This window comes from Microbacterium sp. ZW3a (assembly GCF_057167165.1).
Map to the genome: position 1 here is coordinate 463,156 of NZ_CM169903.1, position 18,278 is coordinate 481,433.

31 protein-coding genes are annotated in these 18,278 nt (G+C 65.9%); 29 read left to right on the top strand and 2 right to left on the bottom strand.

What is annotated here, in order from left to right; translation table 11 throughout:
* Positions 1–10: 10 nt before the first annotated feature.
* Both ACU6WY_RS02135 and rfbB read right to left on the bottom strand, forming a co-directional pair.
* Positions 11–1,429: a sugar nucleotide-binding protein gene (locus tag ACU6WY_RS02135; RefSeq protein WP_483820838.1), complete on the bottom strand. Its 1,419-nt coding sequence runs from the start codon at positions 1,427–1,429 to the stop codon at positions 11–13.
* 5 nt (positions 1,430–1,434) lie between these two features.
* Complete coding sequence (gene rfbB, locus ACU6WY_RS02140) at positions 1,435–2,430, bottom strand: dTDP-glucose 4,6-dehydratase (protein ID WP_483820839.1); 996 nt, start codon at positions 2,428–2,430, stop codon at positions 1,435–1,437.
* Positions 2,431–2,559: 129 nt separating this feature from the next.
* Here rfbB and rfbA point away from each other — a divergent pair, with 129 nt between their 5' ends.
* The 29 genes from rfbA to rpsM all read left to right on the top strand — a co-directional run bounded on the left by rfbA (position 2,560) and on the right by rpsM (position 18,276).
* The gene (gene rfbA / locus ACU6WY_RS02145; RefSeq protein WP_483820840.1) at positions 2,560–3,420 is read left to right on the top strand and encodes a glucose-1-phosphate thymidylyltransferase RfbA; all 861 of its coding nucleotides are present in this window, start codon (positions 2,560–2,562) and stop codon (positions 3,418–3,420) included.
* Between the two features lie 95 nt (positions 3,421–3,515).
* Positions 3,516–3,731: a hypothetical protein gene (locus tag ACU6WY_RS02150; RefSeq protein WP_483820841.1), complete on the top strand. Its 216-nt coding sequence runs from the start codon at positions 3,516–3,518 to the stop codon at positions 3,729–3,731.
* A gap of 439 nt (positions 3,732–4,170) precedes the next feature.
* Positions 4,171–4,479, top strand: coding sequence for a 30S ribosomal protein S10 (rpsJ, locus tag ACU6WY_RS02155; RefSeq protein WP_013584016.1), 309 nt, complete (start codon positions 4,171–4,173; stop codon positions 4,477–4,479).
* A gap of 8 nt (positions 4,480–4,487) precedes the next feature.
* Positions 4,488–5,147 (top strand): 50S ribosomal protein L3, encoded by a 660-nt coding sequence (gene rplC / locus ACU6WY_RS02160; protein WP_483820842.1) that lies wholly within the window; start codon positions 4,488–4,490, stop codon positions 5,145–5,147.
* Positions 5,148–5,151: 4 nt separating this feature from the next.
* Positions 5,152–5,814 carry a 50S ribosomal protein L4 gene (gene rplD, locus ACU6WY_RS02165; RefSeq protein ID WP_483820843.1) on the top strand — a complete coding sequence of 221 codons (663 nt, stop codon included), beginning with the start codon at positions 5,152–5,154 and terminating at the stop codon, positions 5,812–5,814.
* Positions 5,811–6,110: a 50S ribosomal protein L23 gene (gene rplW / locus ACU6WY_RS02170; protein ID WP_134125041.1), complete on the top strand. Its 300-nt coding sequence runs from the start codon at positions 5,811–5,813 to the stop codon at positions 6,108–6,110. The genes rplD and rplW overlap by 4 nt, the downstream gene beginning before the upstream one ends.
* 24 nt (positions 6,111–6,134) lie before the next feature.
* The gene (rplB, locus tag ACU6WY_RS02175; protein ID WP_412923545.1) at positions 6,135–6,974 is read left to right on the top strand and encodes a 50S ribosomal protein L2; all 840 of its coding nucleotides are present in this window, start codon (positions 6,135–6,137) and stop codon (positions 6,972–6,974) included.
* Positions 6,975–6,986: 12 nt separating this feature from the next.
* Entirely contained in the window at positions 6,987–7,268 is a 282-nt protein-coding gene (rpsS, locus tag ACU6WY_RS02180) for a 30S ribosomal protein S19 (protein WP_022878257.1), read from the top strand.
* A gap of 25 nt (positions 7,269–7,293) precedes the next feature.
* Complete coding sequence (gene rplV / locus ACU6WY_RS02185; RefSeq protein ID WP_058623970.1) at positions 7,294–7,692, top strand: 50S ribosomal protein L22; 399 nt, start codon at positions 7,294–7,296, stop codon at positions 7,690–7,692.
* Positions 7,692–8,450 (top strand): 30S ribosomal protein S3, encoded by a 759-nt coding sequence (gene rpsC / locus ACU6WY_RS02190; RefSeq protein WP_058230882.1) that lies wholly within the window; start codon positions 7,692–7,694, stop codon positions 8,448–8,450. The genes rplV and rpsC overlap by 1 nt, the downstream gene beginning before the upstream one ends.
* Positions 8,450–8,869: a 50S ribosomal protein L16 gene (rplP, locus tag ACU6WY_RS02195; protein WP_077049577.1), complete on the top strand. Its 420-nt coding sequence runs from the start codon at positions 8,450–8,452 to the stop codon at positions 8,867–8,869. The genes rpsC and rplP overlap by 1 nt, the downstream gene beginning before the upstream one ends.
* Entirely contained in the window at positions 8,869–9,180 is a 312-nt protein-coding gene (rpmC, locus tag ACU6WY_RS02200; protein ID WP_128218197.1) for a 50S ribosomal protein L29, read from the top strand. The genes rplP and rpmC overlap by 1 nt, the downstream gene beginning before the upstream one ends.
* Positions 9,180–9,512, top strand: a complete 333-nt coding sequence (rpsQ, locus tag ACU6WY_RS02205) for a 30S ribosomal protein S17 (RefSeq protein ID WP_483820844.1) — start codon at positions 9,180–9,182, stop codon at positions 9,510–9,512. The genes rpmC and rpsQ overlap by 1 nt, the downstream gene beginning before the upstream one ends.
* 34 nt (positions 9,513–9,546) lie before the next feature.
* On the top strand, positions 9,547–9,915 hold the full coding sequence (gene rplN / locus ACU6WY_RS02210; RefSeq protein WP_013584005.1) for a 50S ribosomal protein L14: 369 nt from the start codon (positions 9,547–9,549) through the stop codon (positions 9,913–9,915).
* Positions 9,916–9,917: 2 nt separating this feature from the next.
* Positions 9,918–10,277: a 50S ribosomal protein L24 gene (gene rplX / locus ACU6WY_RS02215; protein ID WP_094736303.1), complete on the top strand. Its 360-nt coding sequence runs from the start codon at positions 9,918–9,920 to the stop codon at positions 10,275–10,277.
* A 2-nt stretch (positions 10,278–10,279) separates the two neighbouring features.
* Complete coding sequence (rplE, locus tag ACU6WY_RS02220) at positions 10,280–10,870, top strand: 50S ribosomal protein L5 (protein ID WP_483820845.1); 591 nt, start codon at positions 10,280–10,282, stop codon at positions 10,868–10,870.
* A 92-nt stretch (positions 10,871–10,962) separates the two neighbouring features.
* Positions 10,963–11,361 carry a 30S ribosomal protein S8 gene (rpsH, locus tag ACU6WY_RS02225; RefSeq protein WP_128218198.1) on the top strand — a complete coding sequence of 133 codons (399 nt, stop codon included), beginning with the start codon at positions 10,963–10,965 and terminating at the stop codon, positions 11,359–11,361.
* Positions 11,362–11,367: 6 nt separating this feature from the next.
* A complete protein-coding gene (rplF, locus tag ACU6WY_RS02230; RefSeq protein WP_483820846.1) occupies positions 11,368–11,904 on the top strand; it encodes a 50S ribosomal protein L6 in 537 nt (178 codons plus the stop codon).
* A gap of 2 nt (positions 11,905–11,906) precedes the next feature.
* The gene (gene rplR, locus ACU6WY_RS02235) at positions 11,907–12,266 is read left to right on the top strand and encodes a 50S ribosomal protein L18 (RefSeq protein ID WP_138174667.1); all 360 of its coding nucleotides are present in this window, start codon (positions 11,907–11,909) and stop codon (positions 12,264–12,266) included.
* Positions 12,263–12,943 carry a 30S ribosomal protein S5 gene (rpsE, locus tag ACU6WY_RS02240; RefSeq protein WP_483820847.1) on the top strand — a complete coding sequence of 227 codons (681 nt, stop codon included), beginning with the start codon at positions 12,263–12,265 and terminating at the stop codon, positions 12,941–12,943. Before rplR ends, rpsE begins: the two co-directional genes overlap by 4 nt.
* Positions 12,943–13,128, top strand: a complete 186-nt coding sequence (gene rpmD, locus ACU6WY_RS02245) for a 50S ribosomal protein L30 (RefSeq protein WP_013583998.1) — start codon at positions 12,943–12,945, stop codon at positions 13,126–13,128. The genes rpsE and rpmD overlap by 1 nt, the downstream gene beginning before the upstream one ends.
* On the top strand, positions 13,128–13,664 hold the full coding sequence (gene rplO / locus ACU6WY_RS02250; RefSeq protein ID WP_483820848.1) for a 50S ribosomal protein L15: 537 nt from the start codon (positions 13,128–13,130) through the stop codon (positions 13,662–13,664). The genes rpmD and rplO overlap by 1 nt, the downstream gene beginning before the upstream one ends.
* 109 nt (positions 13,665–13,773) lie before the next feature.
* Positions 13,774–15,096, top strand: a complete 1,323-nt coding sequence (gene secY, locus ACU6WY_RS02255) for a preprotein translocase subunit SecY (protein ID WP_483820849.1) — start codon at positions 13,774–13,776, stop codon at positions 15,094–15,096.
* Positions 15,093–15,683, top strand: coding sequence for an adenylate kinase (locus ACU6WY_RS02260; RefSeq protein ID WP_483820850.1), 591 nt, complete (start codon positions 15,093–15,095; stop codon positions 15,681–15,683). The genes secY and ACU6WY_RS02260 overlap by 4 nt, the downstream gene beginning before the upstream one ends.
* A 1-nt stretch (position 15,684) precedes the next feature.
* Positions 15,685–16,524 (top strand): type I methionyl aminopeptidase, encoded by an 840-nt coding sequence (gene map, locus ACU6WY_RS02265; protein ID WP_483820851.1) that lies wholly within the window; start codon positions 15,685–15,687, stop codon positions 16,522–16,524.
* Positions 16,524–17,225, top strand: a complete 702-nt coding sequence (locus ACU6WY_RS02270; protein WP_483820852.1) for a DsbA family protein — start codon at positions 16,524–16,526, stop codon at positions 17,223–17,225. Before map ends, ACU6WY_RS02270 begins: the two co-directional genes overlap by 1 nt.
* A 141-nt stretch (positions 17,226–17,366) precedes the next feature.
* The gene (infA, locus tag ACU6WY_RS02275) at positions 17,367–17,588 is read left to right on the top strand and encodes a translation initiation factor IF-1 (RefSeq protein ID WP_039395876.1); all 222 of its coding nucleotides are present in this window, start codon (positions 17,367–17,369) and stop codon (positions 17,586–17,588) included.
* Positions 17,589–17,646: 58 nt separating this feature from the next.
* The gene (rpmJ, locus tag ACU6WY_RS02280) at positions 17,647–17,763 is read left to right on the top strand and encodes a 50S ribosomal protein L36 (protein WP_005050492.1); all 117 of its coding nucleotides are present in this window, start codon (positions 17,647–17,649) and stop codon (positions 17,761–17,763) included.
* Positions 17,764–17,901: 138 nt separating this feature from the next.
* A complete protein-coding gene (rpsM, locus tag ACU6WY_RS02285; protein ID WP_063256596.1) occupies positions 17,902–18,276 on the top strand; it encodes a 30S ribosomal protein S13 in 375 nt (124 codons plus the stop codon).
* Positions 18,277–18,278 lie beyond the last annotated feature (2 nt).

Here is an 18,278-nt window from a genome sequence, read left to right on the forward strand (position 1 = left end):
GCGCTCCTGGTCAGTCGGTCAGGTACCGCCGAAGCCCGTCGCGGTGTTCTGGCGGCGTAAGGCCGAGATCGTTGAGAGCTTTGAGGTCGAGCAGGCTGTTGCGGGGGCGCGGGGCTACGGGCGCCGTGGCGCTCGCGAAGTACTCATTGGTGGTGACGCCGGTGATGCGGTCGGGGTCGTGTCCGGTGAGGTGGTAGACGTCGCGGGCGATGTCGTACCAGGTTTGGGGTTCTCCGTTGGAGGTGACGTTGTAGGTGCCGGCGGGTGCCTTCGACGCGAGCAGTACGCGAACGGTGGCGGCGATGTCGCTGGTGAAGGTGAGTCGGCCGGTTTGGTCGTTGACGACGCGGGGGTTGATGTCGCGTTGGGCGAGGGAGGCCATGGTGCGGACGAAGTTGTTGCCGTCGCCGATGACCCAGCTGGTGCGGAGGATGTAGTGGCGGGGGACGGTGGAGACGATGGCGTCCGCGGCGGCTTTGGTCTGCCCGTAGACGCCGAGGGGGGAGACGGGGTCGTCGGTGGTGTAGGGGCCTTGTTTGGTGCCGTCGAAGACGTAGTCGCTGGAGATGTGGACGAGGGTGATCCCGTTGTCGGTGGCGATGCGGGCGAGGGCGGCGACGGCGGTGACGTTGGCGGCCCAGGCTTCGGTGCGGCCTTGGGGTGTTTCGGCGGTGTCGACTTTGGTGTAGGCGGCGGCGTTGATGATGGTGCTGTAGTCGCGCCAGTGTCGGGCCGTGGGAAGGTCGGGGGAGGTGAGGTCGAGGTCGGCGCGGGTGGCGTATTCGATCCAGGGGTGGTCCCCGTATTCGGCGCGGAGGGCTCGGCCGAGCTGTCCGTTGGCGCCGGTGACGAGGATCTTCTTCGGCGGCATCGGGACGACGTCGGCGAGGCGGGGATGGTTCTTGTCCTTCTCGCTGATCTCGACGGTGTCCAGGGGGATGGGCCAGTCGATCGCGGCGGTCTCGTCGGCGAGGTTGAGGAAGGTGTACGTGGCGTCGGGGGACCAGTGGTCGTTGACGAGGTAGGTGTACGCGGTGTCGGGTTCGAGGGTTTGATACGAGTTGCCGACGCCGCGGGGGACGAAGATCGCTTTGGACGGGTCGAGCTCGGTGGTGTAGACGGCGCCGAAGGTGTCTCCTTCGCGGAGGTCGACCCAGGCGCCGAAAATACGGCCGGTGGCGACGGAGACGTATTTGTCCCACGGTTCGGCGTGGATGCCGCGGGTGGTGCCGACGGCGTCGTTGAAGGAGATGTTGTTCTGCACGGGCCCGAAGTCGGACAGGTCGATGCCTGCGGCGGTCATCTTCGCGCGTTGCCAGTTCTCTTTGAACCAGCCGCGCGTATCGCCGTGCACGGGGAGATCGAGGACGATCAGCCCGGGGATCGGGGTCGTCGTGACGGTGAGGGTCTTGCTGAACTCGGTCGTCATCGCGGTCACTGTCCCTTGCTGGCGTAGAACGCTTCGACGCCGTCTTTGGTGGGTGCCCACCAGGCCTCGTTGTCGCGATACCAGTCGATGGTCGCGGCGAGACCGGATTCGAAGTCGCCGTAGGTGGGGGTCCAGCCGAGTTCGGTGCGCAGCTTGGTGGAGTCGATGGCGTAACGCAGGTCGTGGCCGGGGCGGTCGGTGACGAGGTCGTACGCGTCGGTGGGCTGTCCGGTGAGCTGCAGGATCAGCTCGACGACGGTCTTGTTGTCTTTCTCGCCGTCGGCACCGATGAGGTAGGTCTGTCCGAGCTCGCCCTTGTCGAGGATCGTCAACACGGCCGAGGAATGGTCGTCGGCGTGGATCCAGTCGCGCACGTTCTCACCCGTGCCGTACAGCTTCGGGCGAATCCCGCGGAGGACATTCGTGATCTGACGGGGGATGAACTTCTCCACGTGCTGGTACGGCCCGTAGTTGTTGGAGCAGTTGCTGATCGTGGCGCGCACGCCGAACGAGCGCACCCACGCCCGCACGAGCAGGTCGGACCCGGCCTTGGTCGAGGAGTACGGGGACGACGGGTTGTACGGGGTGGACTCGGTGAACCGGGCCGGGTCGTCGAGCTCGAGGTCGCCGTAGACCTCGTCGGTGGAGATGTGGTGGAACCGGACGTCGTGACGTCGGGCGGCCTCCAGCAGCGTGTACGTGCCGATGATGTTCGTGTCCAGGAACGGCCGCGGGTCGTGCAGAGAGTTGTCGTTGTGGGACTCCGCGGCATAGTGCACGACCGCATCCGCGTCGGCCACGAGTGGGTCGACGATGGTTGCGTCGGCGATGTCGCCCACGACCAGCCGCACACGGTCCTCGGGCAGCCCCGACAGGGAAGCGCGGTTTCCGGCGTAGCTCAGCTTGTCCAGCACTGTCACCGTGTGATCGGTGTGCTCCACGACGTGATGCACGAAATTCGAACCGATAAACCCGGCACCGCCGGTCACAAGCAGACGCATGCCGCCAGACTATGGGTTGATATTACGAGTGCTCGAACGTGAAGTTTCGTCCTGGCGAAGATTTGGCAGGACGAGCGCATTTCACGTTTCGTATTTGGGCGGTAGGCGCACATCGGTCAGTATGACCTCATGCGCGGAATAATTCTGGCGGGCGGCACGGGGTCACGACTGCACCCCATCACGCTCGGCGTCTCGAAGCAGCTCGTCCCGGTGTACGACAAGCCGATGATCTACTACCCCCTCTCGACCCTGATCCTGGCGGGGATCCGCGACATCCTGATCATCACCACCCCGCAGGACTCCGAGCAGTTCCAGCGGCTGCTCGGCGACGGATCCCGTTTCGGGATCTCCCTCACCTACAAGGTCCAGCCCTCCCCGGATGGACTCGCCCAGGCCTTCCTCCTCGGCGAAGACCACATCGGCACCGACTCCGTCGCGCTCGTCCTCGGCGACAACATCTTCTACGGCCAGGGCATGGGAACCCGCCTGCGCCAGTACACCGAACTCGACGGCGGCGTCGTCTTCGGCTACCGCGTCGCCGACCCCACCGCCTACGGCGTCGTCGAATTCGACGAAGACGGACGCGTCGTCTCCCTCGAAGAGAAGCCCACCCACCCCAAGAGCGACTACGCCGTCCCCGGGCTGTACTTCTACGACAACGACGTCATCGAGATCGCCCGCGACCTGAAACCCTCCCCTCGCGGCGAGCTCGAGATCACCGACGTCAACCGCATCTACCTCGAACAAGGACGACTCCGCGTCGAACTCCTCCCGCGCGGCACCGCCTGGCTCGACACCGGCACCTTCGACTCCCTCGCCGAGGCGACAGAGTTCATTCGCACCGTCGAGAAGCGACAGGGCCTGTCCATCGGCTGCCCCGAAGAGGTCGCCTGGCGGATGGGATTCTTGAGCGACGAGGAACTCCGCCACCGCGCCGAACCTCTGGTGAAGAGCGGCTACGGGCAGTACCTTCTTCGCTTGCTCGGCTGAATCATTGGGCCAGCCCCCACGAGGGTTCCCTGAGGCGCAGGTGTTCGGCAGGATTAGGGTCCCGTCAGTTACACGCACGGGGAGAGGAGGTCGACATGGGAGTCGACGACATCATCAACAGGGGCAAGAAGCTCCTCGACGAAAACCGCGACAAGATCGACGAAGCGCTCAAGAGCGGCAAGGCCGAGGACGTCAGCGACAAGCTCCTCGACGGTGCGGCCGACGCGATCAAGAAGATCGTCCCGGAGGAGCACCACGGCGCGATCGATGACACCCGTGCGAACGTCGACAAGCACATCGGCAACGCCTGACAACGACCGTGTCATCGGCGCCGCTCGCGAGGGAATCGCGGGCGGCGCCGACGCGTTGATTCGCGGAGGCTGAGGATATGCCCGGCGCGACACGCCCGGGTTTGCGACACGCCCGGGTGGCCCGTAGACTATCCAGGTTCCACATTCCGGCGTGCGCCCGACGCGCGCCAGGATCACTGTCAGGGCAGTGCACAGGCGGCGCGAGAGCGCAGGGTCCTGGGCCGCGGGCAGCAGAACACACACCGAACCCCTCTTCCTTACTTGGGAATCGTGCGCGTGCGCACGGGGGGTGGGCCGGAGGCCATGGCGTCCGGTTTGACAGCTGAACAGCGGTGCAGCATCTCTCGCGCAAGCGAGGGGAAGTGCCAGGGCGCGAGAGCGCCACCGTGCGTCCGATGCCCTTGGTCGGGTATGACGCGAGAAAGAGAGTGAGCAGACAATGGCGGGACAGAAGATCCGCATTCGCCTGAAGTCGTACGACCACGCCGGACTGGACTCGTCCGCGCGCAAGATCGTCGACACCGTGACCCGTGCCGGCGCCACCGTCGTGGGCCCGGTTCCCCTGCCGACCGAGAAGAACGTCGTGTGCGTCATCCGGTCGCCCCACAAGTACAAGGACAGCCGCGAGCACTTCGAGATGCGCACCCACAAGCGCCTCATCGACATCATCGACCCGACGCCCAAGGCCGTCGACTCGCTGATGCGTCTCGACCTCCCGGCCGATGTCAACATCGAGATCAAGCTCTGAGGTTCGACATGGCTGACATCAACTCCAAGATCTCCAAGGGCCTCCTCGGCACCAAGCTCGGCATGACCCAGGTGTGGGACGAGAACGGCAAGCTCGTTCCCGTCACCGTCATCGAGGTCGCGCCCAACGTCGTGACCCAGCTCCGCTCGGTCGAGAAGGACGGCTACAACGCCGTTCAGATCGGCTACGGCCAGATCGACCCCCGCAAGGTGAACAAGCCCCTCACGGCCCACTTCGAGGCCGCGGGCGTCACCCCGCGTCGCCACCTCACCGAGGTTCGTACCGCGGATGCCGCGGACTACGCGCTCGGTCAGGAGCTCACCGTCGACGGCCTCTTCGAGGCCGGCAAGCTGGTCGACGTCGTCGGCACCAGCAAGGGCAAGGGCACCGCCGGTGTCATGAAGCGCCACAACTTCAAGGGTGTCTCCGCTTCGCACGGTTCGCACCGTAACCACCGCAAGCCCGGTTCGATCGGCGCCTCGTCGACCCCGAGCCGCGTCTTCAAGGGCATGCGCATGGCCGGCCGTATGGGTGGCGAGCGCGTGACCGTCCTCAACCTCACGGTGCACGCCGTCGACGCCGAGAAGGGTCTGCTGCTCGTCAAGGGCGCCGTCCCCGGTGCACGCGGCCGCATCGTTTACGTCCGCAACGCAGTGAAGGGTGCCTGATCTCATGGCTGACTCGACTCTCGCGCTCGACGTTCGCAAGTCCGACGGCAAGAAGGCCGGCTCCGTGGAGCTGCCCGCCGCGATCTTCGACGTCAAGACGAACATTCCGCTGATCCACCAGGTCGTCGTCGCCCAGCGCGCCGCCGCCCGACAGGGCACGCACTCGACCAAGCGTCGTGGCGAGGTCTCCGGTGCCGGTCGCAAGCCCTTCAAGCAGAAGGGCACGGGTAACGCCCGTCAGGGTTCGATCCGCGCGCCGCACATGACCGGTGGTGGCATCGTTCACGGCCCGAAGCCCCGTGACTACGGCCAGCGCACCCCCAAGAAGATGATCGCCGCCGCCCTTCTGGGTGCGCTGAGCGATCGTGCTCGCGGCGCGCGTCTGCACGTCGTCGAGACCTTCGGCATCGAGGGTGCCCCGTCGACCAAGGCTGCGGCCGCGGTCCTGGACGCTTTCGGCGCGGTCAAGAACGTCCTCGTCGTGATCGACCGTGACGACGAGCTGACCGTCAAGAGCGTGCGCAACCTCGCGTACGTCCACGTGCTGACCTACGGCCAGCTGAACGCCTACGACGTGCTCGTCTCCGACGACATCGTCTTCACCAAGGCCGCCTACGACGCGTTCGTCGCGTCGAAGTCCGGCGCCACCGAGGAGGTCTCGGCATGACCACCGTCAACAAGGACCCGCGCGACATCATCCTGAAGCCGGTCGTCTCCGAGAAGAGCTACTCGCTCATCGACGAGGGCAAGTACACGTTCCTCGTGGACCCCCGCGCTTCGAAGACCGAGATCAAGCTCGCGATCGAGAAGATTTTCGGCGTCAAGGTGGCTTCGGTCAACACGATCAACCGCGTGGGCAAGGCCCGACGCACCCGCTTCGGCATCGGCAAGCGCAAGGACACCAAGCGCGCGATTGTCAGCCTCAAGTCGGGCACCATCGACATCTTCACGGCAGTCGGCTGACGGTCGGGATAGAGGACAAGAACAATGGCTATTCGCAAGTACAAGCCCACGACCCCCGGTCGCCGCGGCTCGTCGGTGGCCGACTTCGCCGAGATCACCCGGTCGACGCCTGAGAAGTCGCTGCTGCGCCCGCTGTCGAAGACCGGTGGCCGCAACAACCAGGGCCGCATCACGACGCGTCACATCGGTGGCGGTCACAAGCGCCAGTACCGTCTGATCGACTTCCGTCGTAACGACAAGGACGGCATCGACGCCAAGGTCGCTCACATCGAGTACGACCCCAACCGCACCGCGCGCATCGCGCTCCTGCACTACATGGACGGTGAGAAGCGCTACATCCTGGCGCCGAACAAGCTGTCGCAGGGCGACATCGTCGAGTCCGGTGCCGGCGCCGACATCAAGCCTGGCAACAACCTGCCGCTGCGCAACATCCCCACCGGTACCGTGATCCACGCGATCGAGCTGCGTCCCGGTGGCGGTGCGAAGATGGCCCGTTCGGCCGGCGCCTCGGTGCGTCTGGTCGCGAAGGACGGTCCCTACGCGCAGCTGCGTCTGCCCTCGGGCGAGATCCGCAACGTCGACGTGCGCTGCCGCGCCACGATCGGCGAGGTCGGCAACGCCGAGCAGTCCAACATCAACTGGGGCAAGGCTGGCCGCAAGCGCTGGAAGGGCGTCCGCCCGACCGTGCGTGGTGTCGCCATGAACCCGGTCGACCACCCGCACGGTGGTGGTGAGGGCAAGACGTCCGGTGGTCGTCACCCCGTTTCGCCGTGGGGCAAGGCCGAAGGCCGCACCCGCCACGCGAACAAGGAAAGCGACAAGCTGATCGTCCGCCGTCGCACCGCCGGCAAGAAGCGTAAGTAGGAGTAGAGGAAGATGCCTCGCAGCCTTAAGAAGGGCCCCTTCGTCGACGAGCACCTGCTTCGCAAGGTCGTCTCGCAGAACGAAGCCGGCACCAAGAACGTCATCAAGACCTGGTCGCGCCGATCGATGATCATCCCCGCCATGCTGGGACACACCATCGCCGTGCACGACGGTCGCAAGCACATCCCCGTGTTCGTGACCGAGACCATGGTTGGCCACAAGCTGGGCGAGTTCTCGCCCACCCGCACCTTCCGCGGCCACGTGAAGGACGACAAGAAGGGCCGCCGCCGCTGACGCGGGGGCGCAAGAGGAGAGAGAAATGGTGGAGTCCATCGCACGCGTGCGACACATCCGCGTGACCCCTCAGAAGGCTCGTCGTGTCGTCGCGCTCATCAAGGGCAAGCAGGCCGAAGAGGCCCTCGCGATCCTGAAGTTCGCGCCCCAGGGTGCGAGCGAGCCGATCTACAAGCTCGTCGCCTCGGCCATCGCGAACGCTCGCGTTACCGCCGACAAGACGAACGAGTACCTGGATGACGCTGACCTGTACGTGAAGAACGCGTACGTCGACGAGGGCACGACGCTCAAGCGTTTCCAGCCCCGCGCTCAGGGTCGCGCCTTCCAGATCAAGAAGCGCACGAGCCACATCACGGTCGTGCTCGCGACGCCGGAAGACGCTGCAGCGGCCCCGGCTCGCGCCAACAAGAAGGCGAGCAAGTAATGGGACAGAAGGTCAACCCGTACGGCTTCCGCCTCGGCATCACCACCGACCACGTGTCGCGGTGGTTCTCCGACTCGACGAAGCCCGGACAGCGCTACGCCGACTACCTGGCCGAGGACATCAAGATCCGTCGCCTGCTGACCACCTCGCTTGACCGCGCGGGCGTCAGCAACATCGAGATCGAGCGCACGCGTGACCGCGTCCGCGTCGACATCCACACCGCCCGCCCGGGCATCGTGATCGGTCGCCGTGGCGCCGAGGCCGAGCGCATCCGCGCCGACCTCGAGAAGCTCACCGGCAAGCAGATCCAGCTGAACATCCTCGAGGTCAAGAACCCCGAGGCCGACGCGCAGCTGGTCGCCCAGGGCGTTGCCGAGCAGCTCTCCGCCCGCGTGGCTTTCCGCCGCGCGATGCGTAAGGGTCTGCAGGGCGCGCAGCGTGCCGGCGCCAAGGGTGTCCGCATCCAGGTGTCGGGCCGCCTCGGCGGCGCCGAGATGAGCCGCTCCGAGTTCTACCGTGAAGGCCGTGTGCCCCTGCACACCCTCCGCGCGAACATCGACTACGGCTTCTACGAGGCCAAGACGACCTTCGGCCGTATCGGCGTGAAGGTCTGGATCTACAAGGGCGACCTCACCAACAAGGAGCTCGCCCGCGAGCAGGCCAACGCCCCGAAGTCGCGCGGTCGTGACGACCGTGGCGGCGACCGTCGTCGTGGCCCTCGCAACGAGGCCCCCGTGGCAGAAGGAGCGTCGGCGTAATGCTCATCCCCCGCAAGGTCAAGTACCGCAAGCAGCACCACCCCGGCCGTTCGGGCCAGGCCACCGGTGGCACGCAGGTGTCGTTCGGTGAGTTCGGCATCCAGGCTCTGACCCCCGCTTACGTGACCAACCGTCAGATCGAGTCCGCTCGTATCGCGATGACCCGTCACATCAAGCGTGGTGGAAAGGTGTGGATCAACATCTACCCCGACCGTCCGCTCACCAAGAAGCCGGCCGAAACCCGCATGGGTTCCGGTAAGGGTTCGCCCGAGTGGTGGGTTGCGAACGTCAAGCCGGGTCGCGTCCTCTTCGAGGTCGCCGGTGTCAACGAGGAACTCGCTCGTGAAGCACTGACCCGTGCCATCCACAAACTGCCGCTGAAGGCACGCATCATCAAGCGCGAGGAGGGCGACGCGTAATGGCGATCGGCACCAAGCAGCTCGCCCCGAGCGAGCTCGACACGTTCGAAGACCAGCGCCTCGTCGAGGAGCTGCGCAAGGCCAAGGAAGAGCTGTTCAACCTGCGCTTCCAGTCGGCCACCGGCCAGCTCGAGAGCCACGGTCGCATCCGTGCAGTCAAGCGCGACATCGCGCGTCTGTACACCGTGATCCGCGAGCGCGAACTCGGCATCCGCGCCACCCCGGCGCCCGTCGAGGCGACGAAGGCGAAGAAGACCAAGGCGAAGAAGGCGGATGCCGCTGACGACGCCGCGAAGGAAGAGGCGGAGTAATGGCTACCGCGAAGAAGGCAGAGGCCGCGGCGCAGGTCGTCGGCCACGAGCACGCCGCTAACGACGTGCGCGACGAGAACGCCCGCGGTTACCGCAAGGCGCGTCGTGGCTACGTCGTCAGCGACAAGATGGACAAGACGATCGTCGTCGAGGTCGAGGACCGCGTGAAGCACCCGCTTTACGGCAAGGTCATCCGCCGCACGTCGAAGGTCAAGGCCCACGACGAGACGAACTCGGCCGGCATCGGCGACCTGGTCGTCATCAACGAGACCCGTCCGCTGAGCGCCACCAAGCGCTGGCGTCTGGTCGAGATCCTCGAGAAGGCCAAGTAAGCCTCGCGGCTACTTGGAACCCAAGGAGTAAAAAGTGATTCAGAACGAATCCCGGCTGAAGGTCGCCGACAACACCGGCGCCAAGGAGCTGCTGACCATTCGCGTGCTCGGCGGCTCGAACCGCCGGTACGCGGGCCTGGGCGACGTCATCGTCGCCACGGTCAAGGACGCGATCCCCGGTGGAAACGTCAAGAAGGGCGACGTGGTCAAGGCCGTCGTCGTCCGTGTGGTCAAGCAGACCCGTCGTCCCGACGGCTCGTACATCAAGTTCGACGAGAACGCCGCCGTGATCCTGAAGAACGACGGGGAGCCCCGAGGCACCCGCATCTTCGGACCGGTCGGTCGTGAGCTTCGCGACAAGAAGTTCATGAAGATCGTCTCGCTCGCCCCGGAGGTCATTTGATCATGGCGAAGATCAAGAAGGGCGACCTGGTTCAGGTCATCTCGGGCGCCAAGCCCGAGCGCGGCGGAGACCGCGGTAAGCAGGGTAAGGTCCTCGAGGTCCTCACCGAGCAGAACCGCGTCATCGTCGAGGGCGTGAACTACGTCACGAAGCACAACCGCGTGGGCCAGTCCCAGCGCGGAACCAAGACCGGCGGCATCGAGACGTTCGAGGCCCCGATCCACATTTCCAACGTCGCGCTCGTCGACCCCTCGACCAAGAAGCCGACGCGTGTCGGTCACCGTGTCGAGGAGCAGGTGAAGGACGGCGTCAAGCGCACCGTCCGCGTGCGCTTCGCGAAGAAGTCAGGCAAGGACCTCTGAATATGAGCACCGTGACTGCCGCGGAGGCTGGCAAGATCCAGCCCCGCCTGAAGCAGAAGTACAACACCGAGATCAAGAAGGCCCTGCAGGAAGAGTTCGGTTACTCGAACGTCATGCAGATCCCCGGACTGGTCAAGGTCGTCGTGAACACCGGTGTCGGCGAGGCTGCTCGCGACAGCAAGGTGATCGATGGCGCGGTCGAGGACCTCACCAAGATCACTGGTCAGAAGCCCATCGTCACGAAGGCCCGCAAGTCCATCGCGCAGTTCAAGCTGCGCGAGGGCCAGGCCATCGGCGCCCACGTCACTCTGCGTGGCGACCGCGCGTGGGAGTTCATCGACCGTCTCGTCAACCTCGCTCTGCCCCGTATCCGCGACTTCCGCGGTCTCTCGGGCAAGCAGTTCGACGGCAACGGCAACTACACCTTCGGTCTCCAGGAGCAGTCCGTGTTCCACGAGATCGACCAGGACCGCATCGACCGTGTGCGTGGTTTCGACATCACGATCGTCACCACCGCGAAGACGGACGACGAGGGCCGCTCGCTGCTGCGTCAGCTCGGCTTCCCGTTCCAGTCGGCGGACGCTCAGTCCTGAGCCCCCGGGCCCCCGGGTTCCCGGGGGCCTCTCATCGAAGGTCGCCTGTCGTGTAACGGCAGTCGAAACCTCATGATCGAAAGAAGCAACACATGACGATGACAGACCCGGTCGCAGATATGCTGACCCGTCTGCGCAACGCGAACTCGGCGCACCACGACTCCGTGTCGCTCCCGAGCTCGAAGCTCAAGACGCACATCGCTGAGATCCTCAAGCAGGAGGGTTACATCGCCGAATGGAGCGTCTCCGACGCTCGTGTCGGCCAGACCCTCACCATGACGCTGAAGTACGGCCCGAACCGCGAGCGGTCCATCGCCGGCATCAAGCGCGTGTCGAAGCCCGGCCTCCGCGTGTACGCGAAGTCCACCGAGGTCCCCACGGTCCTCGGCGGCCTGGGCGTTGCCATCCTGTCCACCTCCTCCGGTCTCCTCACCGACCGTCAGGCCGAGCAGAAGGGCGTCGGCGGGGAAGTCCTCGCCTACGTGTGGTGATCTGACATGTCGCGTATTGGACGTCTTCCCATCGACATCCCCGCCGGTGTCACCGTCACGGTGAACGGCCGGGAGGTCTTCGTCAAGGGACCCAAGGGCGAGCTGACGCTCACCGTGGCTTCCCCCCTCGAGGTGTCGGTCGAGGAGAACCAGGTTCTCGTCACCCGCCCCGACGATGAGCGCGAGTCGCGGTCGCTTCACGGCCTGACCCGCACGCTCATCAACAACAACATCATCGGTGTCACCCAGGGCTACACCAAGGGCCTCGAGGTCGTCGGTACGGGTTACCGCGTGGCGCAGAAGGGCAGCGCGGTCGAGTTCGCCCTCGGCTTCTCGCACCCCGTGCTCATCGACCCGCCGGCGGGCATCACCCTCACGGTCGAAGGCAACAACAAGCTGACCGTGAGCGGCATCGACAAGCAGGCCGTCGGCGAGGCCGCCGCCAACATCCGCAAGATCCGCAAGCCTGAGCCGTACAAGGGCAAGGGTGTGCGGTACGCGGGCGAGGTCGTGCGCCGCAAGGCCGGAAAGAGTGGTAAGTAGCCATGGCTCTCAAGACAAAGTCCGCTGCCCGCGCGCGTCGTCACGCTCGCCTTCGCAAGAAGGTCGTGGGCACCGAAGTTCGTCCCCGTCTCGTCGTGACGCGTTCCGCGCGCCACGTGTTCGTCCAGCTGGTCGACGACAGCAAGGGCCACACCGTGGCCTCGGCCTCGACCCTCGAGGTCGACCTGCGTTCGTTCGACGGTGACAAGACCGCCAAGGCGCGTAAGGTCGGCGAGCTCGTCGCCGAGCGTGCCAAGGCCGCCGGTTTCTCGGACGTCGTGTTCGACCGTGGCGGCAACCGTTACGCCGGTCGTGTCGCCGCGATCGCCGAAGGCGCCCGTGAAGGAGGCCTGAACCTGTGAGTGACAACAAGGAGACCGAAGTGACCGACCAGACGGCACCGGCAGACGGTGCGGCTGCGACGCAGGCGCCCGCCGAGCGTGAGCGCGAGCCGCGTCGCGGTGGTCGCGAGCGCAACACCAACCAGCGCGACCGTGGTTCGCGCGACCGCAACGAGAGCCAGTTCCTCGAGCGCGTCGTGACGATCAACCGCGTGTCGAAGGTGGTCAAGGGTGGTCGTCGCTTCAGCTTCACGGCGCTCGTCGTCGTGGGCGATGGCAACGGCGTCGTGGGTGTCGGATACGGCAAGGCCCGCGAAGTTCCCCTCGCCATCTCGAAGGGTGTCGAAGAGGCCAAGCGCAACTTCTTCCGCGTTCCCCGTTCCGGCTCGACCATTCCGCACCCCGTCCAGGGTGAGGCTGCCGCCGGTGTGGTGCTCCTGCGCCCCGCCGCCGCCGGTACCGGTGTTATCGCCGGTGGTCCCGTCCGCGCCGTCCTCGAGTGCGCTGGCATCCACGACGTCCTCTCGAAGTCGCTCGGCTCGTCGAACACGATCAACATCGTGCACGCGACCGTCGAGGCTTTGAAGTCGCTCGAGGAGCCCCGTGCCGTGGCCGCCCGCCGCGGTTTGGAGTTCGACCAGGTCGCCCCGGCTCGCCTCGTGCGCGCCGAGGCCGCCGCTCAGAAGGTAGGTGCCTGATGGCCGAGCGTCTGAAGGTCACGCAGATCAAGTCCAAGGTGAGCGAGAAGCAGAACCAGCGTGACACGCTGCGCTCGCTCGGTCTCAAGCGGATCGGCGACTCGGTCGTCCGTCCGGACGACGCGCAGACGCGCGGCTACGTCAAGACCGTCGCCCACCTCGTCAAGGTTGAGGAGATCGACTAATGGCTGACAAGAAGGACGAGACCGCTACGGTCGACGCCCCGAAGAAGGCTCCGGCCCGCAAGACGGCCGCGAAGAAGGATGCCGCGCCCGCGGCGCGCCCCGGCGTGCTGAAGGTGCACCACCTGCGTCCGGTGCCCGGCGCTCACACCGCCAAGACCCGTGTGGGTCGTGGTGAGGGCTCCAAGGGTAAGACCGCCGGTCGCGGTACCAAGGGAACCAAGGCCCGGTACCAGGTGCGGGTCGGCTTCGAGGGTGGGCAGATGCCGCTGCACATGCGCACCCCCAAGCTGCGCGGCTTCAAGAACCCGTTCCGGGTGGAGTACCAGGTCGTCAACCTCGACAAGCTGGGCGAGCTCTACCCGCAGGGCGGCGACGTGACCGTCGTCGACCTGGTGGCCAAGGGCGCCGTGCGCAAGAACGAGAAGGTCAAGGTGCTCGGCACCGGCGACATCTCGGTCGCGCTCAACGTCTCGGTCGACAAGGTCTCTGGCTCTGCGGAGCAGAAGATCGTCGCCGCCGGCGGCACCATCAACTGACGTCACACCCGCGGAGGGGCCGGCGGCCGTATGGCCGCCGGTCCCTTCTGCGTTAGTCTGATTCCGTGTGCGCCTTGTCGCGCGCCGAGATCGTTCTGGAGGAATCCCCTTGTTCAGCGCCATCGCGCGGGTTTTTCGGACGCCTGACCTGAGGCGGAAGATCGCCTTCACACTGGGCATCATCGCCATCTACCGGCTAGGCGCTCATGTGCCGACACCGTTCGTCGACTTCCCCAACGTCCAGCGCTGTCTGGCGCAGTCGGGGAGTACCGAGGGACTGCTGTCGCTGGTCAACCTCTTCTCGGGCGGGGCGCTCCTCCAGCTCTCGATCTTCGCCCTCGGTGTGATGCCGTACATCACGGCGACGATCATCGTGCAGTTGCTGCGCGTGGTGATCCCGCACTTCGAGACGCTGTACAAAGAGGGTCAGGCCGGTCAGGCCAAGCTCACGCAGTACACGCGCTACCTCACGATCGCGCTGGCGCTCCTGCAGTCGACCACGCTCGTGACCGTGGCGCGCTCGGGCCAGCTCTTCGGCACCGGCGGAGCTCCGGAGTGCCAGCAGCTCCTCACCAACGACATCTGGTGGGCACAGTTGCTGATGATCATCACGATGACCGCCGGCACCGGCCTCGTCATGTGGTTCGCCGAGCTCGTCACTGAGCGCGGTGTCGGCAACGGCATGTCGATCCTCATCTTCACCTCGATCGCCGCGACCTTCCCCGGTGCGATGCTGTCGATCCTGAACTCCCGCGGCGTCGAGATCTTCCTTCTCGTGCTGGCGGTGGGAATCGTCGTGGTCGCTCTCGTGGTCTTCGTGGAGCAGTCCCAGCGACGCATCCCCGTGCAGTACGCCAAGCGGATGGTCGGCCGCCGCACCTACGGCGGCACGAACACCTACATCCCGATCAAGGTCAACATGGCCGGTGTCGTGCCGGTGATCTTCGCATCGTCGCTGCTGTACATCCCCGCGCTGATCGCGCAGTTCAACCAGCCGCAGGTCGGGCAGGAACCCGCCGCGTGGGTCACCTGGATCTCGCAGTACCTCACGCGCGGCGATCACCCGATCTACATGCTCGTGTACTTCCTCCTGATCGTCGGGTTCACGTACTTCTACGTGGCCATCACGTTCAACCCCGTCGATGTCGCCGACAACATGAAGAAGTACGGCGGCTTCATCCCCGGCATCCGCGCGGGTCGTCCGACGGCCGAGTACCTCGACTACGTGCTCACGCGCATCACGCTGCCCGGCTCCATCTACCTCGGCCTCATCGCCCTGCTGCCCCTCGTGGCGCTGGCGACGGTCGGTGCCAACCAGAACTTCCCGTTCGGCGGCGCCTCGATCCTCATCATCGTCGGTGTCGGTCTCGAGACGGTGAAGCAGATCGACGCGCAACTCCAGCAGCGTCACTACGAGGGGCTTCTGCGATGACCGCGCGCCTTCTGATCGTCGGACCCCAGGGTTCGGGCAAAGGGACTCAGGGCGTCCGCGTCGGCGAAGCGCTGGGCATCCCCGTCGTCTCCACCGGAGACGTCTTCCGCGCCAACGTGGCTCAGGGCACCGATCTCGGCCGCCAGGTGAAGGAGATCATCGACGGGGGAGACCTCGTATCCGATGAGCTGACCAGCGCCGTCGTCCGTGACCGCCTTTCGCAGGCGGATGCCGCGGAGGGGTTCCTTCTTGACGGGTACCCCCGCAACCTGGCCCAGGTCATGCACCTCGATGAATTCCTCGACGGGCGCGAGGAGAAGCTCGACGCCGTGATCGCCCTGGTGGTCCCGCGTGAGGAGTCGTTGTCGCGGCTCACCGCCCGCGCCACCGAGCAGGGCCGTGCGGACGACACCGAGGAAGCGATCGCGACCCGCCTCGCGATCTATGAGCGGGAGACCGCGCCGATCCTGGGTGTGTACGGCACGCGGGGGATCGTCGACGAGATCGATGGCGTCGGCAGCCTCGACGACGTCACGGCGCGCATCTTCGCTGCCCTCGAGGCCCGCGGCCTGCGTCCGGCTCGCTGACGTGGTGTTGCGTTCCTCGATCTACAAGAAGCCCGCACAACTGCGTGCGATGGTGGAGCCCGGCCTGATCACGGCCGCGGCCCTGGGTGCCGTACGCGAACTGATCGCCCCGGGAATCACCACGCTCGAGCTTGACGCGGCCGCGTCCGCCGTGATCACGGGTCGCGGAGCGAAGTCGAACTTCCAGATGGTGCGCGGCTACCGGCACACGATCTGCGCGTCCGTGAACGAACAGGTGGTGCACGGCATCCCGAACGATCGGCCGCTGCGCGCGGGAGATCTTCTGTCGATCGATGCGGGTGCCGAGCTTCGCGGGTGGAACGGAGACTCCGCGTTCACCGTGGTCGTGCCGGGCGATGCCCCCGAGGCGCTCGTGGCGCCGCGCCGACGGCTCTCCGAGGTGACCGAAGGGTCGCTGTGGGCGGGGATCGCGGCGCTCAGCCGTGCGTCGCACCTGGCCGAGGTGGGTGCGGCGATCGAGGACTACATCCAGACGCACGCACCGGAGGGGGGCTACGGCATCCTCCGTGACTACGTCGGACACGGCATCGGCCGCAAGATGCACGAGTCTCCGAGTGTGTTCAACTACCGCGTCGATGATCGCGGACCCGAGGTGCGTCCGGGGCTGGCCGTGGCAATCGAACCGATGGTCGTCATCGGAGATCAGCAGACGCTCGTCGAAGACGACGGGTGGACGGTCTCGACGGTCGACGGCACGGCCGGCTCACACTGGGAACATAGCGTCGCCGTGCACGATGGGGGTGTCTGGGTACTCACCGCTCCCGATGGTGGTGCCGAAAAGCTGGCGCCCTTCGGTGTGGTGCCGAAGGAGATCGACTGATGATGATGGCCGCGGTCCGCAAGTCCACGAACTGGTTCGCGATCGGCGTCACGGCCGCGGCCGTGGTAATCGTGCTCGTCGTTGGCGGTGCCGTGTGGTTCGCCAACAGCCAGGCGACCTCCCCCGGGACCATCCCCGAGTCCTCAGCGGTGAACGCCGACACGGGCGCGGTCTCCGTGGGCACCGGTAGCAAGACGGTCGACACCTACATCGATTTCATGTGCCCCGCCTGCAATTCCTTCGAGCAGGCGTACGCGCCCACGCTGCAGCAGCTGGTCGATGACGGAACCATCACCCTTAACATCCACCCGATCTCGATCCTCGACTCGCAGTCGCAGGGCACGCAGTATTCGACTCGCGCGGCCAGCGCCGCCTACTGCGTTGCCGTGGACGACGTTGCGAACGTCCCGACGTTCGTGAGCGCGATGTACGCGCAGCAGCCCCGGGAGGGCACGTCGGGTCTCGATGATGCGACCCTCGCGACGATCGCTCAGGACGCGGGGGCGTCGGATGCCGTGACGTCGTGCATCGAAGACGGCACCTACATGAAGTTCGTCACCGCGATGACGAAGAAGACCCCGTCGCAGACCGGCTCGGGCATCTCGACGCCGACCATCGCGATCAACGGGCAGGTTCTGGTCAACCAGCAGGATCTGACCGGCGACCCGCAGAAGGACATCGTCGAGCGGCTGAACGGCTGAGCTCCGGGGCGGCGAGTTGCCGCATCCGGCTCTACCACGTATGCTTGATCTTTGGTGCGTTGCGCCTTCATTGGCGTGTCGCAAGCACCACATCCCCATCCACCGCAGACCGGCCGGTCTGCAACGAGCGTGAGCGAGTTTATGGCGAAGAAAGACGGTGTCATCGAGATCGAGGGCACGGTGTCCGAGGCACTGCCCAATGCGATGTTCCGTGTCGAGCTGAGCAACGGTCACAAGGTGCTTGCCACCATCTCGGGCAAGATGCGGCAGAACTACATCCGCATCATCCCCGAGGACCGTGTCGTTGTCGAGCTGAGCCCCTACGACCTCACGCGTGGTCGTATCGTCTACCGCTACCGCTGAGTCCGGCCGAGAAGTAACGAACCGCTCGCGCGGATCGAAGACAGCGAAACAGGAAATCATGAAGGTCAATCCCTCCGTCAAGCCCATCTGCGACCACTGCAAGGTGATCCGTCGCCACGGGCGCGTCATGGTGATCTGCAAGAGCAACCCGCGTCACAAGCAGCGCCAGGGCTGAGTCCTCGCGACTCGACGACCGACGTTCAACTGAATACACAACGGCAGGATCAGAACCCGCACTGCGGGGGACACCTCGGGGCGGAGGCCCGAGCACCGATCCTGCTCCACACCTCCACGACACTCTGAGGAGAGCCGCATGGCACGTCTCGCCGGCGTCGACATCCCGCGCGACAAGCGCGTGGTGATCGCACTTACTTACATCTACGGCGTGGGCCGCACCCGCTCCACCGAGATCCTCACCGCGACCGGCATCAGCCCGGACGTCCGCGTCAAGGACCTCACCGACGACCAGCTGGTCGCCCTCCGCGACCACATCGAGGGCACCTACAAGGTGGAGGGTGACCTCCGTCGCGAGGTGGCCGCCGACATCCGCCGCAAGGTCGAGATCGGTTCCTACGAGGGCCTGCGCCACCGCCGCGGCCTCCCGGTGCGCGGTCAGCGCACGAAGACGAACGCGCGTACCCGCAAGGGCCCCAAGCGCACCGTCGCCGGCAAGAAGAAGGCGCGCTAGGC

Bases quoted from the DNA above. Each gene is read 5' to 3' on its own strand.
- rplC (WP_483820842.1), top strand. From the start codon at position 4,488: ATGGCTGACATCAACTCCAAGATCTCCAAGGGCCTCCTCGGCACCAAG.
- rplR (WP_138174667.1), top strand. From the start codon at position 11,907: ATGGCTCTCAAGACAAAGTCCGCTGCCCGCGCGCGTCGTCACGCTCGC.
- ACU6WY_RS02270 (WP_483820852.1), top strand. From the start codon at position 16,524: ATGATGATGGCCGCGGTCCGCAAGTCCACGAACTGGTTCGCGATCGGC.
- rpmC (WP_128218197.1), top strand. From the start codon at position 8,869: ATGGCGATCGGCACCAAGCAGCTCGCCCCGAGCGAGCTCGACACGTTC.
- rpsC (WP_058230882.1), top strand. From the start codon at position 7,692: ATGGGACAGAAGGTCAACCCGTACGGCTTCCGCCTCGGCATCACCACC.
- rpmD (WP_013583998.1), top strand. From the start codon at position 12,943: ATGGCCGAGCGTCTGAAGGTCACGCAGATCAAGTCCAAGGTGAGCGAG.
- ACU6WY_RS02260 (WP_483820850.1), top strand. From the start codon at position 15,093: ATGACCGCGCGCCTTCTGATCGTCGGACCCCAGGGTTCGGGCAAAGGG.
- rplV (WP_058623970.1), top strand. From the start codon at position 7,294: ATGGTGGAGTCCATCGCACGCGTGCGACACATCCGCGTGACCCCTCAG.
- rpmJ (WP_005050492.1), top strand. From the start codon at position 17,647: ATGAAGGTCAATCCCTCCGTCAAGCCCATCTGCGACCACTGCAAGGTG.
- rpsM (WP_063256596.1), top strand. From the start codon at position 17,902: ATGGCACGTCTCGCCGGCGTCGACATCCCGCGCGACAAGCGCGTGGTG.
- infA (WP_039395876.1), top strand. From the start codon at position 17,367: ATGGCGAAGAAAGACGGTGTCATCGAGATCGAGGGCACGGTGTCCGAG.
- rpsH (WP_128218198.1), top strand. From the start codon at position 10,963: ATGACGATGACAGACCCGGTCGCAGATATGCTGACCCGTCTGCGCAAC.
- rplD (WP_483820843.1), top strand. From the start codon at position 5,152: ATGGCTGACTCGACTCTCGCGCTCGACGTTCGCAAGTCCGACGGCAAG.
- ACU6WY_RS02135 (WP_483820838.1), bottom strand. From the start codon at position 1,429: ATGACGACCGAGTTCAGCAAGACCCTCACCGTCACGACGACCCCGATC.
- rplO (WP_483820848.1), top strand. From the start codon at position 13,128: ATGGCTGACAAGAAGGACGAGACCGCTACGGTCGACGCCCCGAAGAAG.
- rpsQ (WP_483820844.1), top strand. From the start codon at position 9,180: ATGGCTACCGCGAAGAAGGCAGAGGCCGCGGCGCAGGTCGTCGGCCAC.
- rplP (WP_077049577.1), top strand. From the start codon at position 8,450: ATGCTCATCCCCCGCAAGGTCAAGTACCGCAAGCAGCACCACCCCGGC.
- rpsS (WP_022878257.1), top strand. From the start codon at position 6,987: ATGCCTCGCAGCCTTAAGAAGGGCCCCTTCGTCGACGAGCACCTGCTT.
- rpsJ (WP_013584016.1), top strand. From the start codon at position 4,171: ATGGCGGGACAGAAGATCCGCATTCGCCTGAAGTCGTACGACCACGCC.
- rplX (WP_094736303.1), top strand. From the start codon at position 9,918: ATGGCGAAGATCAAGAAGGGCGACCTGGTTCAGGTCATCTCGGGCGCC.
- rplF (WP_483820846.1), top strand. From the start codon at position 11,368: ATGTCGCGTATTGGACGTCTTCCCATCGACATCCCCGCCGGTGTCACC.
- rfbA (WP_483820840.1), top strand. From the start codon at position 2,560: ATGCGCGGAATAATTCTGGCGGGCGGCACGGGGTCACGACTGCACCCC.
- ACU6WY_RS02150 (WP_483820841.1), top strand. From the start codon at position 3,516: ATGGGAGTCGACGACATCATCAACAGGGGCAAGAAGCTCCTCGACGAA.
- rplE (WP_483820845.1), top strand. From the start codon at position 10,280: ATGAGCACCGTGACTGCCGCGGAGGCTGGCAAGATCCAGCCCCGCCTG.
- rplW (WP_134125041.1), top strand. From the start codon at position 5,811: ATGACCACCGTCAACAAGGACCCGCGCGACATCATCCTGAAGCCGGTC.
- rplB (WP_412923545.1), top strand. From the start codon at position 6,135: ATGGCTATTCGCAAGTACAAGCCCACGACCCCCGGTCGCCGCGGCTCG.
- rfbB (WP_483820839.1), bottom strand. From the start codon at position 2,430: ATGCGTCTGCTTGTGACCGGCGGTGCCGGGTTTATCGGTTCGAATTTC.